The sequence below is a fragment of the Halobacillus sp. ABD4_316 genome (assembly GCF_056161385.1).
Genome location: NZ_JBSWZA010000002.1, coordinates 138,432 through 159,283, shown reverse-complemented (window position 1 = coordinate 159,283; position 20,852 = coordinate 138,432). Strand labels below are relative to the sequence as shown.

Here is a 20,852-nt window from a genome sequence, read left to right as displayed (position 1 = left end):
TATGACAAAAGAGGCATGCCAAGTAAACTTGGACTGCCTCTTCTTTCTTATCAACGCCCTCTTCATAAGGGAGGGTCCTTTTCACATGAACAACAGCGTAAGACCGGGAGCGATGATGGAGACGATGACAGCACTCAGCACCATCGCCACGGTGCTGATCGATCCTTCCAGCGTATCGCGCTCCATCGAAGCGGATGTTCCAATGGCGTGGGAGGCGCTGCCCATACCGACACCACGGCCGATCCGGTGGGTCAGACCGCTCACTTTCAACACGAACGGGTGAATCAAAAGGCCGCCAATGCCGGCAATCATAACGAATACGGCTGTGAGCGGCATGACCCCGCCCGTCGATTCTGAAATCGACATCGCAACAGGCGTCGTTACCGATTTTGGCACAATCGAATGGATGATCAAGTCACTGAATCCGGCCCATTTGCTGAGCAGCAGTCCGGAAACGATTCCAACCACCGCACCAATTACCGTTCCTGTCATAATCGGAACGAACATCTTTTTCAAAATGTCCCGGAATTGATAAAGCGGGTACGCAAGCGCAACGACCGCGGGCCCGAGCAGCCGGTCAATCCATTTTCCGCCGGTCATATACGTTTCATATGGCAGGTGAAAGACTAATAGAATGATGACAATCAAAGCAGTAGAAACGATGACGGGTGTTGTGTACAGCCGCCTGTGTCTGCGGTAGACGAACAGGGTTACCAGGTAAATGGCAACTGTCATCACCATCATCAAAAGAGCGGTACTCATGCCTCCTCCCTCCTTTTGACGAGCGTCTGGGTCACCCGTCCGGAGACAGCCATGACCAGCGCTGTACTGAAGAGACCGATGGCAACAAGCAGCAGGCCCTTCCCTTTAAACACGTAGGCGTAGCTGATGATTCCGACGGTTGCCGGTATGAAAAAGAACGGCAGGTGACGGATCATAAACGCCACGCCCTGTTGGAGCAGCCGCTCCGGAATAATTTTCAAAGATAAAAGTACAAACAACAGCAGCATGCCGATCACACTGCCCGGAATGAACAATCCAAGCGCCTGCTGGATCCACGACCCGGCAAGATACAGCGCGTAAAGACCGGCAATCTGCAAGACGACAATGACAACTCTATTCAACGTACATCCTTCTTTCCCATGGTTAGAATCTTTCATTATGATAACACTATTTCAGGAAAAACAGGCGGCCAGCCATGGAAGGAAGCATTCAGGATTTATTTTTATTCATCTCTGTAAACGCACGCTGGACAACGAACCGGACGATGAATCCTGCTGCCAGTCCGGTACCCATCACGACAAAAATGTTTTCCGAGAAAGACATCCCGGCGAGCACCCCAATAAACAGCGCTGTTCCTATCGCCAGCCCTAAAATGATCTGCTGCGTTTTATTCAAACTCCATCCCTCCCTCACACGTGTTACTAACGGTTTCCCTTATTTGGAAAAAACGACACACGTATGCTCTACTAGAGATAACACGGATACATAAAGGAGGCGGAAGCTCCCATGAAAACAATCGCTTCGATCATTATTTTTCTCTTCTACTTTTCTGTTTTATGGAAAATCACAGGGGAGATCTGGGAACGAATGGTGCCATTAACCTGGAAAACGAACCTGATTGCCCTTCTGGTGGTTCCTATACTGGTCATGGCCGCCTATCTATTTTCTTCGTTGACAATAAAATGGGTGAAGTACGGGCGGAATTGAAATCCATTGATTGAATGAAGACCGTTATGGAAGGAAATAAATTTCAATCGATTGAAACGTAAGGTTGAATGTGCGGGATCAACCATAAATAATGAGCAGAGGAGTGGTTTGAACGTGGTTTATATGAAGTATGGCTTATTTCTTTTGATAGGTGCTTTTGCTCATTACACCCTGGTCATGATGTATACCCAATGGATCATGTTACAAAGATTAGACATAGCAGGATCTGCAGGCCCGCTGGAAGCAGAAGTTTTCCCGGGATTCCCCTTAATTTTCAAAGTAGAAATTGGAATCGCAATGGTGTTCATCGCATTAGGCATCTACCAGATCATCAAAGAAAATCGATAGTTACACAGCATAGTTGGTGTATAAGTGTAAGGAGCTGTCTATCGTAGGCAGCTCCTTTGGCTGTAGAAAAAGCCTGTGTTAATCAGTTAGAGTTGGCCATTTGTCGTATGAAGGGTCACGTTCCGCTTATCGGTGGATGCTTGCCGCGGGCATCACCACCGAACGCTCCTCGTGCCGACGTTAGTGTATAGGAAAGAGATTGTGCCCTATGCAGATTCAAAAGAACAGGCGCTGATGACAGCTGCCTCCCGTACTATGAAAAAGATTGTCCTCCATCCAGCAAGGGTGAGCGGGGTGAAGGAGACTTTGTCGATGTTAAAGAACTCCCAAAGAGCGGTGCCCCCTTCCACTCCTGCGGAAGAACGAGTGATCCGAGATCGCCGAGCGTGGGTTTTGCGAGGAAGCTCGGGCGCTCGTACGCGGAAAGGGAAGGGGCTTTCGCTCCTGGCGGTAAGAAAGAAAAAAGCTTGTAGAGAAACCTCTGAAGCCAAAAGGCCGTCCCATGCAGGAACGGCCTTTCTATTATTTCTCCGCTAGAAATTCACGCATCAACCGGTTCACTTCGTCCGGTTTTTCAAGGTGCGGCGCATGTCCGACACCCGGGAAGCGGTGGATGGTCAGATCAGACAGGTACTCTTCCATCCCATCGAGGTTGCTGTTTTCAAAGGCGGCGTCCGCATCGCCCCAGAACTGCAGCACCGGCTGATCAAACTGCTCATAAGGCAGCTGTACCGGCTGTTTCACATGCTCTTCAAACGGATAGAACGAAATCGCACGGTAATAGTTCAGCATCGCCTTCATAGCACCGGGCTGCTTCCAAGCCTCTATGTACTTCTCGACCTCCGCCTCGGTCATCGCCCCTTTTGCCACGAGTGGATCAAACAGCATCTGGCGCAGCTTCTCTCCATCGTTGGCTAACAGACGCTCGTGGGAATCCGGGCGCTGGAAATAGCCCATATAGCTCGACGCCTCCCGCTGTGCCGGATTTTCAGCCAGCTCACGGCGGAATGTGTACGGATGCGGCGCATCAAACATGATCAGTCTGCTGATGTATTCCGGACTTGAGTAGGCAAGTGTCCATGCGACCGCTCCGCCCCAGTCATGGCCAACGAGGATGCATTCCTTTTCCCCAAAGGCTTCAATCAGCTTTTTTACATCATCCACGAGAATTGACATGTCATAGGAAGCCACATCCTCCGGTTTGTCCGACAGGTTGTAGCCCCGCATATCGACAGCCACCACTTGATAATCCTTAGAGAATTCTTCGATCTGATGGTGCCAGTTGTACCAGAAGTAAGGAAAACCGTGCAGGAACAGCATCAGCTTCCCCTCTCCGGCTGTAACATAGTGCAGGTCCACGTCATTGATGGTTACGTAATCTTTTTTCCACATCGTCATCCATCCTTTCTGAACATTCTATCATCGAGACACATTACGCCTCTTGGATGAATTTCACAAACGAGAAGGCAGGCGATTTGGAAAAATAGGAATTAAAACCCAAGAAAAAAGGACTGTGTATGACCAGTCCTTCAGGCTCCTCTTTTCCCTTGTTTAGATTCCTGATAAAGCAGAAACAAAAAGTATGGGGCTCCAATCAGGGAGATGACGATGCCGGCTGGGATTTCCAGCGGCTGCAGCACACTGCGGCCGATCGTATCCGCCAACAGGAGAAGAAAGCTTCCGACGAGGGCCGCTCCGGGCAGAACATAGCGGTGCTGCAGGCCGACAAGCTGCCTCGTAATATGGGGGCTGATGAGACCGACGAAGCCGATCATCCCGACAGCCGACACACTCACACCCGTCAGCAGGGTGCTCAATCCGAGCAGGAGCATCTTCATTTTTTCCACGGAGACGCCAAGGCCCATCGCGATCTGTCCGCCGAGCTTCAAGGAGTCCAGCGTTTTCGTAAACAACAGCAGGACTATAACGATGCCGAATGTGATGGGTGCGAGCGTCAGCACTTGATCCCATGTGCGACCGAACAGGCTTCCGTTCAGCCAGAGCAGGGACGTCTGAGCGTTGGCGTCGAGCTTCAATAGACTAAGCTCGACGCCGGAGCCGCAGAGGGCGCTGACCGAGACGCCGACAAGGGCGAGCCGGACTGGATTGGCTCCGTCTTTATAAGCCAGGGCATAGACGATAAATGCGGCAGCTGCTCCCCCGATGAAGGCCGCTAAACTCACAGACGTGATTGACATGGACGGAAGAAGGCTCGCTGTCACAAGCGCTGCCACCGCTGCTCCTCCGGAAACTCCGAGCGTATCGGGGGCCGCCAGTGAGTTATTCAATATCGTCTGCATGATCACACCGGCTACAGCCAATGATCCCCCCACCAGCACAGCAAGAACGATCCGCGGTGCCCGGTAGTTGAACACGATATATCGGAGGTCTGCGTCTCCCTGTCCAACCAGCATCTGCACGATTTCCAAAGGGGGGATAAAAACATCACCGATGCCGACGTTGATGATGGCCAGGATCAAGACAGCTGCAGCCGTAACGGTAAGAATGAAAGATGGATGACGTCTCAGCATACAAGGGTTTCCTTTCTAACGTTGAGTCTTTCGGGCGAGATAAATGAAATAAGGAGCACCAATCAAGGCTGTGACGATTCCGACCGGTGTTTCAGACGGGAAGGAAATAAACCGCGACCCTACATCGGCCAGGACGAGAAGAGCTGCTCCGATCAGGGCACTTGCCGGAAGGACCAGCGCATGCCGGGGCCCGACAAGGTAACGGACGATGTGTGGAACGATCAGTCCGACAAATCCGATCGGTCCGGTAAAAGCGACCGACGCTCCTGCCAGCACGACGACGAGGAGAATCACAGCAGTTTTCTGAAGGCGTACCTGCTGCCCAAGACCGCGGGCGACATCCTCTCCCAGCGACATCACGGACAAGGCTTTTGACATGATGACTGCCGTAATCAGACCAAGGAGCGTCAATGGAAGAAGAATCCGCACATCCTCCCAAGTGGAACCCGCGACGGTCCCTGTGAGCCAGACGAGTATCTGGTGGATCGACTCTTCATTGAACAGCATCAGCGACTGTGTCCCGGAGGCGAACAGCGACTGGATGACGACACCGACGAGGGCGATTTTCACAAGCATCCGCCCGCCCTGAAGAACAGCACTCATCAGGAAAATGACACCGGCAGCGAGCGCTCCACCTAAAAAGCCGGCACCGACAAGAGATAGTCCTGTCAGAGACGGCATGAAAAGGATGCCGGCGACCACGAAAAACGATGCACCGGCATTAATCCCGAGGACACTCGGAGAGGCCAGCGGGTTCTGGGTGAGACTCTGGACAAGCGCCCCGGCGACGGCCATGTTGGCTCCTACAAGAACAGCGGTGATCAGTCGCGGAAGACGCACATCGTATAAGACGAGCGCTTCATTCGTTGAGCCGCCTTCCTGCAGGAAGCGAACAAGCTCTTCGGTTGTAAAGGAGAAGGCGCCGATCTTCAAGGAAAACCAGGCCCCCGCCAGCAATAGTAAAAATGATGTTCCATATACAAGCATCAGTTTCCGGGCACGCATATACTCACCTACGGTTTAAAAAATTTCAGTGCGGTCACTTCTGGGACGCAAATATCTCCTTCAGTTGGTCCATCTGCTCGTTGACTGCCGGAATACTGCGGCGGCGGGACCAATCATTGTGGTCCAGCTCAAAGACACGGTCTTCCTTCACGGCTGTCAGCTGGTTCCACAGCTTATCATCCTTCAACTGTTCCTTTACGGAAGGATCATCTTCGTTCTTCGTCAAAAGAAGCGTGTCCGGATCTATTTTCAGAAGCTGTTCAATAGTCAGATCCTCGGAAGTCTCCTCTTCGTTCTGGAGCGCATAATCCAGTCCGGCTTCCTCCATGAAGCTCGGCATAAAGAAGGAGGATGTCGGAGCTCCGAAGATATTGCTTTCCGTATACTGCGCCTGCAGGACCGTTCCTTCCACACCCTCGAGGTTTTCCTTCAGATCATTGAGCATCGTCTGGTGCTCATCGAGAAGCTCTTCTGTTTCATCTTCACGATCGAGCGCTTTTCCAATCGTTTCTGTAGCCGTTAACACATCCTGATAATCCGCGGCATCGTTCACGACGGCCACGGTTGGTGCAATCGCGCTCAGCTCTTCGTAAATGGCCTCATGGCGGTCCACATCCGCAATAATCACATCCGGCTGAAGCGTACGGATCAGTTCCAAGCTGGGCTCAGAACGGGCGCCTACAGATTTGTAGCCTTCAATGACTTCCATTGTTGATGCGGCAATCCGTTCCGGGCGGTCATCATCCGCAACCCCGACAGGTTTTATCCCCAGTGCGGCCACCGTTTCTGTCACTCCAAGCTCCAGAGTGACGACATCTTCAGCGTTTTCCGGTACAGTCGTCGTACCAAGCTCATGCTGAACCTCGATTCCTTCTGTTTCTTCTGATGCAGCAGATTCTTCTTCCTGCTGCGAGCAGGCAGCTGCCACGACAAGGATGAGAACGATCCCAATCCACTTCAACCACGATTTCATATAACTTCCTCCTTATGTAAACTGATAATGATTATCAATGTTACACCAACTGTTCTGGATTATGCAATATAAAAAAAGCAGGAGGGCTCACATAAGGCGCCCTTCCCGCTTATCCTTATACATTTTCTGATCGGCTGATGTATACAGATCTTCCATCGACATGCCCTCTTCGTAACAGGACCATCCATAGCTGAACTGAAGGTTTCGGATGAATGGATCCTGGTACGTCTGCAGACGGGCAGATACTTTTTCCATGGATTCCCTGACCAGATGTTCTCCTTCATGAAAGACGATGACGAACTCATCCCCGCCCAGCCGGGCCGGCAGCCCATGGTTTTTGAACGTTTTCTCCAGCACCCCCGCAAACTCAATAAGCACCTGATCCCCCTGCTGGTGGCCGAAATGGTCATTGATTTCCTTGAAATGATCGAGATCGATGAGAATGATCCCGAAAGGCCGGCGGATTTCGATCATATGATTGAGGTAGATTTCATAGCTCTGCCGGTTATACAGTTTTGTGAGGAAATCCTGCTCTGACGTCGTCGATTCCAAAAACGTATAGGCGACGAGAATTCCAAGCACGATCGACGTCCACGAAAAATACAGCTTGGAATCGAACAGCTGGACAATCATGCCGCCAATCGGCAGTGCAAAGAAAACGGTGAAAATCCAGTACGTCGAGCGGCTGACTCTTGGTTTATTCTTAATCAGTAACCGGAACATCGAAATGTAAATACCGGCAAGGATGAGGTAGTGAAATTCTTTGAGCGGTCCGCTGCTGAAACCGTTGACGACAGGGTCCACGTCAAAGTAAACAGGGTAGAATACATTGATCAGGAGAACAATGAACGTGAAGATGGTCATGTGCTGATAAAACAGCTTCTTATACACACGCGAAGGGGCTTTGAAGAGATGATAATCGACATACGAAAGCATCAGACCACCGAGGACAGGGCCGATGAGAAACAAGCCGAAGTTCGTCCAATACTCCAGCAGATACGCTCCGAAAAAAAGCTTCCGGTCGAAGATCCACGTGAGCGGTTCAAGGATGACAGCCGCTGCAGTGGCTGCCATAATCATCCGGAGCAGACGCTTTCCGAAGCTTTCCACCTTGGATTTCGTTCTCATAATGACATACAGGACAGCCAGACAAAGAAGCGCAAATACGTTCAACTGGAACTGTACAAAATAGTCCATCACCCTGCTCCTCTTTTTCGATGCCTTTCGTGGTGCTTTCCGCCTATTTTTCTATATCATACTTCGAAAATTCAGGCTAGTCAAAACATTATAATGAACAAAAAGGGTGAAAAAACACCCTCCTCTATTAGGAAGGTGTCTGCTTTATCTGTACTGTTTACGTCGCACCCACATCGTTGCTGCCCACTTTTCCCCTTCAATGACAGGCGATCCGCCGTGAAGCGTCCGTTCATTCAACTCCCTATCATTGTAGAAGTATTCAAAGTAGACCGCCATCCCTTTTTGCGGGGATACCGATAGATTCATATGCGGAAAAAACGTCTCTCCGCCTTCCTCGACATCGTTCAAGTAAATCACCAGCGTAGAAATCCTCGGATTGGCCGCCGCTCTTGAATTGGCACGGAAATAATCATAATGGGCCTTATATTCCTGGCCGGGCTTATAGTTCAACATGTGAAGTCCTTCTCCATGTTCGACGGGTACGTTCATGATCTGCGCCATCCGCTTCTCGACTCGTGCCTTCACATCGTCTTCCGGAATAAATGTGCTGCTGCTCGTCCGGATCTCGCTCACATCACGGCTGGAGCCGATTTTGGAACGGTCCATCCGGTCTTTGGACAGCTGGATGAGACTGTCGCATTCTTCATCACTGACCACATTTCCCAGAATGACGATTTTCGGATCCTCCATCTTCGCAATCACAGAAATTTCACGGTCGTCGGTGACAATCCGGTTTCCCTTATGGTCGAAAATAGATACTTCTTTCACTTGCATATTCACGTGTCCTTCACCTTTTCCTCATAATGATGAAACGCTTTCAAAAAAAGCGTTCGCTCCTGAATGGATTTTCAGGATATGAGAAGTATTTTACCATCTTTTTACTTAAATTTCCTTAATTTTTCAAAATATTTTTGAAATTGGTCACAATTACCCTTCCTTCTTTATTGAAACCACACTCCTTCCCGGGCTCCCCTCATGTTTGATATGTACAGCCTGTGGGAATTCATCTCTCATGCGCAGATGCTTGATAACGAATAAGTATGGTTCCCTATATATATTTTGAGGAGTGGTTACGATGACAGATAAAAAATTTGTAATGATTACAGGATCTACATCAGGACTCGGCTTTGAATTGGCCAAGCTATTTGCGAATGATGGCTATGATGTGGCTATGTCCGGGTCCAGTGAAACCATCTATCAATCTGCAGAAGAGATTGAACAATTAGGAGTGGAAGCTTATCCATTCCAGGCAGATGCATCAACGTATGATGGGGTGGAGGCTTTCTGGCAGTTTGTGAAAAACAAGGGAAGAAAGCTGGATGCGGCTGTTCTCAATGTCGGTATCGGTATGGGAGGTTCCTTCTTGGAAAATGATCTCCAAGAAGAGTTGAAGCTCATCGACATCAATGTTTCCGGAACCGTCCATATGGCTAAGCGCGTCGTTCAGCATATGGTTCCGAATCAGGCAGGCGACATCATGATTGTTTCATCGGTATCGGCGACACTGCCTACGCCTTACGAAACGGTCTACGGTCCATCCAAGGCCTTCGGATTCATGTTTGCCGAAGCGTTAAGAGAAGAGTTGAAAGAAACCGGCGTCAATGTGACCGCCATGCTTCCTGGTGCCACAAACACAAGCTTCCACCACAACGCCGGTATGGATGATACTTACTTCGGGGACGTGAACAACAAAAACGATAAAGAATTAGTCGCAAGACAAGGGTATGAAGCTCTCAAAAACAAAGTGGATCAAGTCGTTGGCGGAGATGAAGCTACGAAAAAAGAAGCCGAGGAAAATAAACGTACGGCTGAAGATGTTCTGGCAGCGAAGCATGCAGAAAAAGCCAAGCCTCAGCAGTGATAGAGTAAAAAGGGATGACCTTCGGTTTAAACAGAGAGTCATCCCTTTTTTCTCCCTCCTCACCTTCAGCGTGATTAGAGGAAGCGTATCTATTACCCCTTCAAAGCCAGCTGAATCATCAGCTCAAGCCCCGTCGGAATGGTATCTTCATCGACATCAAACTTCGGATGGTGATGGGGATACGCACTCTTCTCCCCTTCCATCCCGACATTAATGAAAGCTCCGGTTTTCTCCTTCAAATAATAGCCGAAGTCCTCCGCTCCCATCGTCGGTTCGACCTCTGTGAACACATCGTCCCCGAACGTCGACTGGATGATGCCGCGGGCCGTGGCACAGGCTTCCGGATGATTATACACCGGCGGCGTGCCTTCGATGTAGTGGTAGTGGCCGACAGCGCCGAAGCTGTCGCTGATTTTTTCTGTCAGCTCGACCGTGCGCTTGTACATCAGCTCCTGACCTTCAAAGCTGAGTGCACGGATCGTCCCTTTCAGCGTCACCTGGTCGGGAATGACGTTGTAGGAATTGCCCGCTTCCATCTTGCCGAACGAAATGACGCCGGGGTGAAAAGGATTCAGGTTCCGGCTGATGATCGACTGGAAGCTCTGGATCAAATGTGTCGCGACATAAATCGGATCGACCGTATCCTGCGGAATGCCGCCGTGGCCGCCGTTTCCTTCGATGACAATGTCAAAATCGTCACTGGACGCCATCGAAAAACCTTCCGCAAAGCCGACTTTCCCCAAAGCTACATTGGACATGTAGTGCAGGCCGTAGATGGCATCCACGCCTTCAAGCACTCCGTCTTTAACGAGCTGCTGGGCACCACTTGGCGATTCCTCCTCGGAGCTTTGGAAAATGAGCACGATGTTGTTTATCACAAGCTCCGGATGCTCACTCATCCACTTCGCTGCTCCAAGCAGTGTCGCCGTGTGGGCATCGTGCCCACAGGCGTGCATCACGCCGGGAACCGTGGAAGAGAACGGCTTTTCCACCTGCTCGTGCACCGGCAGGGCGTCCATGTCGGCTCTCAAGGCCACCGTCCGGCTCCCTTCGGTTCCTTTGAAGAACGCTACGACGTTCGGCGCTGTGAAGCCGTCAAGCAGGGGAATGCCGAACGCCTCAAGGCGCTCCTTCACATAGGCGGCGGTATTATGTTCTTGTCCGGAAAGCTCCGGATGTTTATGGAAATGACGGCGCTGCTGCACCGTCCATTGGGTCAATTCAGCTGTTGTGTGTGTCATGACGTGTTCCTCCTGTTATAAAGACTGATCAGAATGGGCCGTACTGGATGGTGTGGGCGATGAATAAAAATACAAGCGCAAGTCCCACTTCAATAAGGATGAATGGGAAAACCCATTTCGCCCACTTCGTATAAGGGATGCCTGCCATCGCAAGGCCGGCAATCAAGACGCCGGAGGTCGGAAAGATCGTATTGGAAATCCCGTCCCCAAGCTGGAAAGCAAGAACAGCCGTCTGCCTCGTCACTCCGACAAGGTCCGCCAGCGGCGCCATGATCGGCATCGTAAGGGCGGCCTGTCCACTTCCGGATGGGATCAGGAAATTCAAGAACAGCTGGACGAAAAACATGCCGGCTGCGTTGAACACCGGAGGCAGCTGGTTCAGTACGGAAGATGCAAAATACAGGACAGAATCCATCAGCAGTCCTTCCTGGAAGACGACGAGGATCGCCTGGGCGAACCCGATGATCAACGCCCCTGTCATCACTTTTTTCGCCCCGTCCATCAAGCTGTCGGCCATTTCGTTCGGCTTCAATTTCCCGATGGCGCCGACGATGATGCCGAACAACAGGAAGAGAGCGGCGATTTCGGTAATGTACCAGCCAAGCTGAAGCACACCGTAAATCAGCACGACAAAGTTTAATAGAAAAATAGTCAAAATCACTTTGTGACGCGTTTCAAGCTTCGCCGGTCCGGCCATTTTCGGCTTGTTCTCAGAAAACGTGCCCATGTAGCGGAGCTCCGGATTTTTCTTCACTTTTCTTGCATAACGGTAAATGTAAAGCACAGCCGCTACGTAAAAGGTGGCCAGCAGCACGAGACGCAGCCCCATGCCGGAAAACATCGGCAGTTCTGCGACACTCTGGGCCACACCGACGTTGAACGGGTTGGTCAAAGCACTCATAAAGCCGATGTTCGCCCCCAGGGCAACCACCGCATAACCGACGATCGCATCAAACCCGAGCGACATCGCAAGCGGCACGACGATGGCAATGTAAATGATCGTCTCCTCGGCCAGCCCCATCAATGATCCCATTACAGCAAACAACAGCGTCAGTGCTGGAATCAACAGCAGCTCCTTGTCGCCAAGCTTTTTCGTCAGCGTCCGAATCAGCGAATCAAGCGCACCAGTCGCACTTAAGATCCCGAAAGACCCTCCGACGATCAATACGAAAAAGATGATGCCCGCGCTATTGACGAGCCCTGTATGAACACTTGTAAAAATATCAAAAAATCCGACCGGCGACTGTTCGGTGAACTGGAACGAATCGGGTACGACGACGGTACGGCCGTCCTGATCGACTCTTTCATACTCTCCTGCCGGCACGATGTACGTCAAGATGGCAGCCAGGACAATCACAGAGAAGATCAGTACAAAAGCGTTGATGTTGATGCCTTTTTTCTCCTGTTTCTGCTGTGGCTCCCGGGCAGTCTGTTTTTCATTCTGTAACATGTTGTGCTCCCCCTCTTTTTCTATCCAAACAAAAAAGCAGCGAGGACCCGCTGCTGAACCATACTCATTGCCTCTATACATATTGAAGTCACGCTTCACTTGTATCCTACTACTGAGTGTCTGGCTGTCTGTTTGTCCTGATGTGTGAATCTATGAATTTTTATTCATGTTATTGTATTTCATATTCATAGATTTTGCAAGCCCTTTTTCCCAATCGATGGCAGAAAAAAATGAAGATCCTTCCAAGAGAAGGCGGAAGCAGATCGGGCGGCTGTGGTACACTACAACTAAAAAACGAAAGCAAGGAGGGCGGCTGATGATCCATATTCTCGTCGTCGACGACGATCCACATATTCAGCAGCTGATCACGATGTACATAAAAAACGAAGGCTACGAAGCGCTGACCGCCGATGATGGCGAGCAGGCGCTTGACGTGCTCGGCTCCACCGCCGTCGACCTCGCTGTCATCGACGTGATGATGCCGAACATGGACGGCTATGAGCTGTGCAGAGAAATCCGCCGCTTCTATGAAATCCCGGTTCTTATGGTGACAGCGAAGGGAGAGGTCCAGGATAAAGTGAAAGGATTCGAACTTGGGACCGATGATTACATCGTGAAGCCGTTCGAGCCTGTGGAGCTGATGATGCGCATCAAAGCGCTGCTGCGGCGCTACCACATCCGTGCCTCTCATACGATTGAAGCCGGAAATGTCACGCTCTACGAAACGAACAAAACGATCACCATCAACGGAGAAAGTGAACTGTGGCCGCTGAAGGAATTCGAGCTGCTGTATACCCTCGCTTCCTATCCGGAGCAGATCTTCACCCGCAACCAGCTGATTGAGCGGATCTGGGGATTCGAGTACGAAGGCGACGACCGCACCGTTGACGTTCATATCAAACGGATCCGCGACAAACTGAAGAAAAAAGGCGCCGGCATATCCGTGAAGACGATCCGCGGTGTCGGCTACCGGATGGAGGAGGTCACGTCTTGAAAAGCTTGTATGCTCAAATCGTCGTGACATTCATCGCTGCCATCGTCATCGGGCTCGTCATCACGTTTTCGATTTCCGGACGGCTCCACGCCCTGCAGGTGGCGGAGAAACTGGAAACCCAGATGGTGAATATCGGGAAGGAGTTCATTGAGCTGTATAAAAAAGAGTCGGACACCGATGCCGACCTCTATCTCGACGCCATGAGCTCGGGCAGCTTTGAAGTGCTGCTGTTTAAGGACGATGCGGAGAAAAGCCTTTATTACGAGGAAGGACAGGACTGGGATATCGATCAGGCCGACGTCGAGCGCGTGCTGAACGGCGACGTCCATAACGAGTACCTGCTCCCTCCCCGGATCAACATCGGACTCCCTTTTGAGAAGGACGGCAGCTCCTACGCGTTGTTTCTGCGGCCGGATTTTGAATTCTTTTTCGAAGGCTTCCGCCAGATCGTCCTTATCCTTTTTCTGACCGTTCTGTTGATTGGAAGCTTCGTGTTCATTCTTTCGACGCGCTGGATTGTCAGACCGATCAAAGCGATGACGGAAACGGCCGGCGAGCTTGCCAAAGGCAACTTCGATGTCCAAGTGGAGACGAAGCGGAAGGACGAGCTCGGCAGCCTGGCCCACAGCTTCAATCAGATGGCCCACGGGCTCGGTGAACTGGACGGCATGCGCCAGCAGTTCGTCTCCAACGTCTCGCATGAAATCCAGTCTCCGCTCACATCCATCCAGGGCTTTGCCCGAGCCTTGAAAGACGGCGTCGTCACAGATGAGGAAAGCAGGCAGGCCTACTACGACATCATCGAAAAGGAAAGCCGTCGTCTGTCAGCCCTCAGCCAGAATTTATTGAAGCTGGCCACTCTCGACAGCGACCACCCGCCGTATGAGCCATCCTCCTACAAGCTGGATGAACAGCTCCGGCGGGTACTCGCCCACATGGAGCCGCAGTGGTCGGATAAAAAAATCACCATCGACGCAGATCTTGAGGATTGCAGCCTTTACGGAGATGCCGACCAGCTCGAGCAGGTGTGGGTGAACATCCTCAGCAACGCCATCCGCCATACAGAGCCGGAAGGAACGATTGCCGTTCGTCTGAAGGCAGATACGGATGGTGCAGAAGTGACCATTATAGATGACGGTGAAGGCATGAGCCCCGAGGATCAGCAGCGGATTTTCGAGCGTTTTTACAAAGCGGACAAATCAAGGACGAGAAAACAAGGTGGAAGCGGCCTCGGCTTATCGATCGCCGAAAGAATCGTCCAGCTTCACGACGGAACCATCGACGTGACGAGCCGTCCCGGAGAGGGGGCAGCTTTCACTGTCCATCTCCCCCGCCGCTGAAAAAATTGTGGTTGTTCATATTCAGTTCATACAACGGTTTTATGATAAGGCTACCATCTTGAAAAAGGAGCCATGATGTATGAACTGGTTAACTAAATTCAGCTTAAAAAATACGGTCGCCGTCCTGATTCTGACGGTCCTTGTGATCGCCATGGGAATCTTTGCGACGAACAAAATCAAAGTGGAAACCTTCCCGGACGTAAGCTTTCCTGTCCTGACGGTCCAGACGGTCTATCCGAACGCCTCGACGGAGGAAGTGGAAGAAAACGTGACCACGCCTCTCGAGGAAGCCCTTCTGAACATGGAAGACTATGACGCGATTACGAGTACGTCTCAGGAGAACGCGTCTTTTATCACCATCACCTATCCATTCGGTGAAGATATCGAAGAAGCTCAATCAGACATCACCAATGCAATCGCCGATGTAACGACACCGGAGGATGCGGAAACCGAGGTGACCGCCCTGTCGATCAACTCGACACCGATCTACCAGGCCGCACTTTCCTCCGAGGACCTGCAGGCGCTGCAGGCCGATGTAGAAGATACGATTGTTCCGACGCTTGAGAACCTTGAAGGTGTAGCTGGTGTGCAGGTGACAGGAAGTGTGGAATCGAAGCTGCAGATCGAAGTGGATGAAGAAGAAGCTTCCACGTACGGACTGACCCTGTCTTCCATCCTTGAGGCTGTTGAGCAGTCCGAATACAAGCTTCCCGCCGGATCCCTCCAGCAGGACGGTCTGTCCACGCCGGTGGAAATCTCAGGAACACTTGATGATGTGACTGCTCTTGAAGACCTCACCATTCCGGTTACATCGGCCGGTGCTCAACAGCAGCAGCCACCACAAAATGCAGGTGCTGAGGCTGCCGCAGAATCACAAGCAAATGCAGCTGTAGAGGCGGAAGCCCCTCAGGAAGTGACCCTCGGGGAAATCGCCGATATCACTCAAGTGAGCGAGCGCAGCGAAGTCTCCCGCTTCAACGGGGAAGACAGTGTATTGATTGAAGTAACAAAAGCCCAGGACGCCAACACCGCCGACGTTGCCGATGCGGTGAAGTCCCATTTGAATGAAGAAGTGGATGACAGCGGCTATGAGCTGTACACCGTCCTCGACCAGGGCGAAGAAGTGAACAAATCCATCTCCGCGCTGTTGAAGGAGGGCGGGTTCGGGGCCTTGTTCACCGTCATCGTCATCCTGCTTTTCCTAAGAAACATCCGGGCGACGATCATCGCAATTCTGTCGCTGCCGATTTCGATTCTCGGATCGATCGCCCTGCTTGAAACATTTGATTATACGTTGAACATTATGACACTCGGCGGTATGGCCGTCGCCGTCGGTCGAATTGTCGATGACAGCATCGTCGTCATCGAGAACATCTACCGCTGGAAACAGCAGTATCCGGATATGAAGCAGCGGGATGTCGTCTTCAAGGCGACGAAGGAAGTGCTCGGCGCTGTCGCCTCTTCCACGATTGCGACACTAATCGTCTTCCTGCCGCTCGCCTTTGTCGGCGGTATTCTCGGTGAGTTTTTCCGACCGTTCAGTCTCGCCGTTGTGTTCTCGATCACCATCTCCCTCCTGGTCGCGCTGATGCTCATCCCTGTGCTAGGCAAGTTCTTCTTCAAGGACGTGAAGCACGAGGAAAAATCGAGCCGGCTGGCCACATGGTATGAAAAATTCTTAAGAGGATCCTTGAAGAAGAAAGGACTTGTCTTCACCCTTTCGTTTGTCCTGTTGGTCGGATCGTTCTCCTTCATTCCGGCACTCGGAGTATCGTTCCTGCCGAGTGAAGGCAGTGAAACGTTCGAAGTCGAACTGACCCTTCCGGATGAGACGACGTTTGAAGAAACGACAGCGCTTGCGCAGTCAATGGAAGCCACCCTTCTGGATGACGATCAGATCGACTACACGCAGGTATCCATCGGCTTTTCCAGCCAGCAGCTTCCAGGCATGAATGCATCTGTTTCTGAAAACATCGCCCGCTTCTACGTCCAGCTTCAGGAGGACGTCCAAGCCGATGCAGTAATGAACGACTATGAGGAAGATCTGCTTGCCCAGGCGCAGGAGGCCTACCCGGATGCTGTTGTAAGTGCTGCGGAAGTCCAGCAGGATGGACCGCCATCCGGCAATACGATTGATGTGAATTTGTACAGTGATGAGAATGAAGATTTGAGAGAGGCCGCCAACCAGGTCGCCCAGCTTTTTGAACAAAACGATCAATTAAAGAATGTATCCAACGATATGGAGGATACGCAGACGAAATACGATATTTCCCTTAATGAAGATGGCAGAGAGCTCGGTGTGAGTCCGTATCAGCTGATGCAGCCGATCCGCGAACGACTTCAGCCCCTTGATGGCGGCACGCTTACCCTGACTGAGGAATGGGAGATGGAGCTTGCCTTCAATGAAACCTTCGCAACGAAGGCGGATATCGAAACGTATACCATCATGACACAGGACGGTGCCAAAGAACTGCAGGAAATTGCTTTGATTGAGGAAGTGGAGGTGCCGAAATCCATCAAGCACCAGGACGGTGAAACGGCAAGCACGGTCTCCGCGACGATCATCGGAGACGACACCGCTGCCGTTTCCCGTGACGTGGAGACCGATGTCGATTCCCTCACCCTGCCGGACAGCGTGGAAGTGGAACTGACCGGAGGACTGGAAATGATTAACGAAGGCTTCGCCGACCTCGGGCTTGCCATGGCCGCTGCTGTCGGACTCGTGTTCCTTGTACTCAGCATTACGTTCGGGGGCATCCTGACACCGATTGTCATCCTGTCCTCCCTGATCTTCATCCCGATCGGCTCGCTCGCCGGCTTGTTCCTATCCGGCCAGACGCTGTCAATGAGCGCAATGATCGGAATGCTGATGCTGATCGGAATCGTCGTCACCAATGCCGTCGTGCTGCTTGACCGCGTCGAAAGCAACCGCCGCGAAGGCTACGAGCTCACAGAAGCGATCGTCGAAGCGTCCCGTACGCGTCTGCGTCCGATTCTCATGACCGCCCTGGCCACGATCTTCGCTCTCGTGCCGCTCGCCCTTTCGAACTCGGCTTCCGGGCTGATATCCAAAGGACTTGCGATTACGGTCATCGGTGGCCTGACGACATCGACGCTGCTCACCTTGATTTTTGTACCGGTCTTCTATTATGCGGTTGGGAAGTTCCGGAGAATGGAATAGATGATGGAGCCCGCAGGCCTTTGAGGTCTGCGGGTTCTTTTATCGCGTTTTTTGAAATTTTTTATCGTGATTTCAAGCGACAAAAAGCTGATTATTAATAAGAATATACACAGCGCTGCTTATGTATTTAATTCTCTTTTTCTTGGATTTCAATAGATTTGTTCGTTATTCATTCCTAAACTAACTACCTTTACTGACATTCACTAAAAGTATTTAAAAAGGATATCTAAGTATGAAAAAATAACCAAAGAAACAGATATAAGAGAGAATGAATTATGAACCCGGCAGCCTGTTGCCGGGTTGATCACCATAGGCCAAGAAAATTTACATGGGAGTGGAAATGATGTCATCGATGGAGAGGAAAGCCCGAATATTACAAGTCTTATCTATTATTATATTAATCATTGCCCTATTCTTATATATTAACGGAGCAGGAGAAACGGTTTATTTTGCATCAGCAATGATAGCTGCGCTGGGAGTACTTTTAAAGTGGTCCATGATCGACCACAAGATCAAAAAGCAGGAACGAAGCAAAAGTGAGTGATACGGATACACCTAAGCTGATCACCTCATCATGAATCGACGTATTCAACGATAGCGGCTTTAGTTAAATAAGCCGAAATCATTTAGACTGACCTTTCTTCATGTGAACTCTGTATACGAATATCTCTATTAAAATTAATATCAGCACCCCTAAGATAAACACAGGCAGTTGATTCCAGATTAATAAGAAAGATAGCACGAATACTAATAGTAAACTTCTTATCCACTGTTTATATAATAAACTCATATAGAACCCCAATCCTAATGTGAATTTCTCTTATGGCTTATATACGAAGCCTATTCTTTTTCGTTTCATAAAAAAACCGGAAGAGAACCCTCTTCCGGTCACCCATTCACTTTACAGTCTGAAGATTCCTCCACCCGCCAAGCTCTGAAATATCTTCTGCGATTTCCCCCGCATAGCCTTCACAAATAAACCCGGACACTTCTGATCCATCTTCCAGTTCAACCTTTCCGATACCCAGCGGCGCAGGAATGGAAGTGGTGAAAGCACCGAGCGAACGGAGAGGCATGTCCCAGATTTCCACCTCCACCGAAGTGCCGCTGTGAAACTGCTTGATCATGCCCGGCTTTTCCGGTTCACCCGGAAGCTTCACAAGCTGATAGCGTGTGGAAATTATACTTTTTCCTATTCAAAGAGTTTTAATGGAATTTAATTCCATACCAACCAACCTATGATACACTAAGATTATCCAAAACGATGATGGAACTCAGTCTCTGGAGGACCACTTATGAAAGAAAAATACTTGATACCCATCCTGATCTTTTTCGTCCTGGGTTCCGCTGCAATTAGTCGTATCCATTCGCTCAGCCAAACGGTTAAATCGTTCTTTTACGGTATCGCTTTAGTCGTTCTCCTTGTGATAGGGATGATACGCACCTATCACTATTTCAAATCCTGATGGTAAGGAGTTGATCGTAAATGAAGCTGCTTAGAATCGGTGCAGGCGGGCTCAAAACGGCCATTCTTTATATCGTTCTCATCCTCCTGTCCCCTTTCGTCCTTCATCTGACGGGGAGGCGAAATATCCTGTCCGAGCCTGAATGGATGGGCGGAAATCTTTGGTTCATTGAAGTGAGTGAACATCAAATGTATGCAACAGCAACAGCGACGGGAATGGTTGTTTCTTTTCTTCTTGGAGTTCTTTTGTATATCCTGCTTCCCTTTGTCTCTTTCCGCGGAAAAAAGAAAGATCATCCAGCGATGTAAATAACTCATCTTTGTTTACTCCGTGCATGATTGCAGGGAGTCTTTTTTTAGAGACTACTAAAGTTCATAGTTTGTTCAACATTTCACAAACTTTTTTCCGTTTATGGTGCTATGATGAATATGTAAGGAAGATCTTCTCCACACACCATTTCATTATTCATTGAATATAAGGGGGAAACGCATATGAAAGCTGTTGTAGTCAATCCACATGCGAAAGCCAACGTTGAGGTTATCGAAAAGGATGTCCGTCCACTGCAATCCGGGGAAGCCCTCGTCGATGTGGAATACTGCGGGGTCTGCCATACGGACCTGCACGTCGCTGCCGGTGATTTCGGTGATGTCGAAGGTCGTGTTCTTGGGCATGAAGGCATCGGCGTTGTTTCACAAATCGCTGATGATGTCACAAGCTTGAAGGTCGGCGACCGGGTGAGCATCGCCTGGATGTTCCATGCCTGCGGACGCTGTGAATACTGCACGACCGGACGGGAAACGTTCTGCCGGAATGTCCAGAACGCCGGATACAGTGTCGACGGAGGTATGGCCGAGCAGTGCATCGTGACAGCTGATTATGCGGTAAAAGTACCCGACGGACTCGATCCGGCGCAGGCCAGCAGCATCACCTGCGCCGGCGTGACGACGTATAAAGCAATCAAAGTATCTAACGTGAAAGCCGGTCAATGGATCGCCATCTACGGCTGCGGCGGCTTGGGCAACCTTGCCATCCAATATGCCAAGCACGTCTTCAACGCCAAAGTGATTGCGGTCGATATCAATGACGATAAGCTCGCCCTCGCCAAAGAGATCGGCGCCGACATGACGATCAATCCAACAACGGATGGAGATGCAGAGAAAATCATCCAGGAGCAGCTCGGCGGTGCGCACGCCACTGTCGTTACGGCGGTTTCTAAACAAGCGTTCAACTCTGCTGTCGATGCCGTCCGCGCCTGCGGTAAAGTCGTAGCGGTCGGACTGCCGTCTGAAACGATGGATTTGAACATTCCACGACTCGTCCTTGATGGCATTGAAGTGATCGGCTCTCTCGTCGGTACGCGTAAGGATTTAGAAGAGGCCTTCCAATTCGGAGCCGAAGGAAAAGTCGTTCCTGTCGTACAGACACGCCACCTTCACGAAGTTCAGGACGTCTTTGAGGAAATGGAACAAGGTAAAATCCAAGGCCGAATGGTGATCGATTTCCATCAGCACTAAACATAAAAACCGCCCGCGCCTGCTCCGGCACGGGCGGTTTC

The 20,852-nt window shown here is 50.7% G+C and carries 20 protein-coding genes; 8 read left to right on the top strand and 12 right to left on the bottom strand.

The window, feature by feature from the left end; translation table 11 throughout:
* Positions 1-81 precede the first annotated feature (81 nt).
* From ACXAJH_RS07970 to ACXAJH_RS07960, 3 genes are all read right to left on the bottom strand, one after another.
* On the bottom strand, positions 82-762 hold the full coding sequence (locus tag ACXAJH_RS07970; RefSeq protein ID WP_474993575.1) for an LrgB family protein: 681 nt from the start codon (positions 760-762) through the stop codon (positions 82-84).
* Entirely contained in the window at positions 759-1,124 is a 366-nt protein-coding gene (locus ACXAJH_RS07965; protein WP_474970044.1) for a CidA/LrgA family protein, read from the bottom strand. Before ACXAJH_RS07965 ends, ACXAJH_RS07970 begins: the two co-directional genes overlap by 4 nt.
* 88 nt (positions 1,125-1,212) lie before the next feature.
* A complete protein-coding gene (locus ACXAJH_RS07960) occupies positions 1,213-1,398 on the bottom strand; it encodes a hypothetical protein (RefSeq protein WP_474970045.1) in 186 nt (61 codons plus the stop codon).
* A 111-nt stretch (positions 1,399-1,509) separates the two neighbouring features.
* Between ACXAJH_RS07960 and ACXAJH_RS07955 the strand changes: the two genes are divergently transcribed.
* Together ACXAJH_RS07955 and ACXAJH_RS07950 are read left to right on the top strand one after the other, a co-directional pair.
* Positions 1,510-1,710 (top strand): hypothetical protein, encoded by a 201-nt coding sequence (locus ACXAJH_RS07955; RefSeq protein ID WP_474970046.1) that lies wholly within the window; start codon positions 1,510-1,512, stop codon positions 1,708-1,710.
* 114 nt (positions 1,711-1,824) lie between these two features.
* Positions 1,825-2,058 (top strand): hypothetical protein, encoded by a 234-nt coding sequence (locus tag ACXAJH_RS07950; RefSeq protein ID WP_474993573.1) that lies wholly within the window; start codon positions 1,825-1,827, stop codon positions 2,056-2,058.
* A 522-nt stretch (positions 2,059-2,580) separates the two neighbouring features.
* Here the strand turns inward: ACXAJH_RS07950 and ACXAJH_RS07945 are convergent.
* The 6 genes from ACXAJH_RS07945 to ACXAJH_RS07920 form a co-directional block, all read right to left on the bottom strand.
* The gene (locus tag ACXAJH_RS07945) at positions 2,581-3,450 is read right to left on the bottom strand and encodes an alpha/beta fold hydrolase (protein ID WP_474970707.1); all 870 of its coding nucleotides are present in this window, start codon (positions 3,448-3,450) and stop codon (positions 2,581-2,583) included.
* Positions 3,451-3,587: 137 nt separating this feature from the next.
* Positions 3,588-4,589 carry a FecCD family ABC transporter permease gene (locus ACXAJH_RS07940; RefSeq protein ID WP_474993571.1) on the bottom strand — a complete coding sequence of 334 codons (1,002 nt, stop codon included), beginning with the start codon at positions 4,587-4,589 and terminating at the stop codon, positions 3,588-3,590.
* A 15-nt stretch (positions 4,590-4,604) separates the two neighbouring features.
* On the bottom strand, positions 4,605-5,594 hold the full coding sequence (locus tag ACXAJH_RS07935) for a FecCD family ABC transporter permease (RefSeq protein WP_474970050.1): 990 nt from the start codon (positions 5,592-5,594) through the stop codon (positions 4,605-4,607).
* A gap of 34 nt (positions 5,595-5,628) precedes the next feature.
* The gene (locus tag ACXAJH_RS07930; RefSeq protein ID WP_474970051.1) at positions 5,629-6,567 is read right to left on the bottom strand and encodes an ABC transporter substrate-binding protein; all 939 of its coding nucleotides are present in this window, start codon (positions 6,565-6,567) and stop codon (positions 5,629-5,631) included.
* An 87-nt stretch (positions 6,568-6,654) separates the two neighbouring features.
* Complete coding sequence (locus tag ACXAJH_RS07925) at positions 6,655-7,764, bottom strand: GGDEF domain-containing protein (RefSeq protein WP_474970705.1); 1,110 nt, start codon at positions 7,762-7,764, stop codon at positions 6,655-6,657.
* A 144-nt stretch (positions 7,765-7,908) separates the two neighbouring features.
* Positions 7,909-8,538, bottom strand: a complete 630-nt coding sequence (locus tag ACXAJH_RS07920; protein ID WP_474992343.1) for a 2OG-Fe(II) oxygenase — start codon at positions 8,536-8,538, stop codon at positions 7,909-7,911.
* 301 nt (positions 8,539-8,839) lie between these two features.
* Between ACXAJH_RS07920 and ACXAJH_RS07915 the strand changes: the two genes are divergently transcribed.
* The gene (locus tag ACXAJH_RS07915) at positions 8,840-9,625 is read left to right on the top strand and encodes an SDR family NAD(P)-dependent oxidoreductase (RefSeq protein WP_474993569.1); all 786 of its coding nucleotides are present in this window, start codon (positions 8,840-8,842) and stop codon (positions 9,623-9,625) included.
* A gap of 92 nt (positions 9,626-9,717) precedes the next feature.
* Here the strand turns inward: ACXAJH_RS07915 and ACXAJH_RS07910 are convergent, their stop codons facing one another.
* Both ACXAJH_RS07910 and ACXAJH_RS07905 read right to left on the bottom strand, forming a co-directional pair.
* The gene (locus ACXAJH_RS07910) at positions 9,718-10,866 is read right to left on the bottom strand and encodes a M20 metallopeptidase family protein (protein ID WP_474993567.1); all 1,149 of its coding nucleotides are present in this window, start codon (positions 10,864-10,866) and stop codon (positions 9,718-9,720) included.
* A gap of 28 nt (positions 10,867-10,894) precedes the next feature.
* Entirely contained in the window at positions 10,895-12,316 is a 1,422-nt protein-coding gene (locus ACXAJH_RS07905; protein WP_474993566.1) for a YfcC family protein, read from the bottom strand.
* Positions 12,317-12,632: 316 nt separating this feature from the next.
* On the opposite strand from ACXAJH_RS07905, the gene ACXAJH_RS07900 reads away from it, so the two are divergent.
* The 3 genes from ACXAJH_RS07900 to ACXAJH_RS07890 all read left to right on the top strand — a co-directional run bounded on the left by ACXAJH_RS07900 (position 12,633) and on the right by ACXAJH_RS07890 (position 17,831).
* The gene (locus tag ACXAJH_RS07900) at positions 12,633-13,310 is read left to right on the top strand and encodes a response regulator transcription factor (protein WP_474970458.1); all 678 of its coding nucleotides are present in this window, start codon (positions 12,633-12,635) and stop codon (positions 13,308-13,310) included.
* Entirely contained in the window at positions 13,307-14,650 is a 1,344-nt protein-coding gene (locus tag ACXAJH_RS07895; protein WP_474993565.1) for a sensor histidine kinase, read from the top strand. Before ACXAJH_RS07900 ends, ACXAJH_RS07895 begins: the two co-directional genes overlap by 4 nt.
* Before the next feature lie 79 nt (positions 14,651-14,729).
* A complete protein-coding gene (locus ACXAJH_RS07890; protein ID WP_474993563.1) occupies positions 14,730-17,831 on the top strand; it encodes an efflux RND transporter permease subunit in 3,102 nt (1,033 codons plus the stop codon).
* A gap of 896 nt (positions 17,832-18,727) precedes the next feature.
* Here ACXAJH_RS07890 and ACXAJH_RS07885 read toward each other — a convergent pair.
* On the bottom strand, positions 18,728-19,012 hold the full coding sequence (locus ACXAJH_RS07885; RefSeq protein WP_474994115.1) for an allophanate hydrolase-related protein: 285 nt from the start codon (positions 19,010-19,012) through the stop codon (positions 18,728-18,730).
* Between the two features lie 305 nt (positions 19,013-19,317).
* On the opposite strand from ACXAJH_RS07885, the gene ACXAJH_RS07880 reads away from it, so the two are divergent.
* Entirely contained in the window at positions 19,318-19,605 is a 288-nt protein-coding gene (locus tag ACXAJH_RS07880) for a hypothetical protein (protein ID WP_474993562.1), read from the top strand.
* Between the two features lie 183 nt (positions 19,606-19,788).
* Positions 19,789-20,811: an alcohol dehydrogenase AdhP gene (gene adhP / locus ACXAJH_RS07875; RefSeq protein ID WP_474970694.1), complete on the top strand. Its 1,023-nt coding sequence runs from the start codon at positions 19,789-19,791 to the stop codon at positions 20,809-20,811.
* The last annotated feature ends 41 nt before the right edge of the window (positions 20,812-20,852 follow it).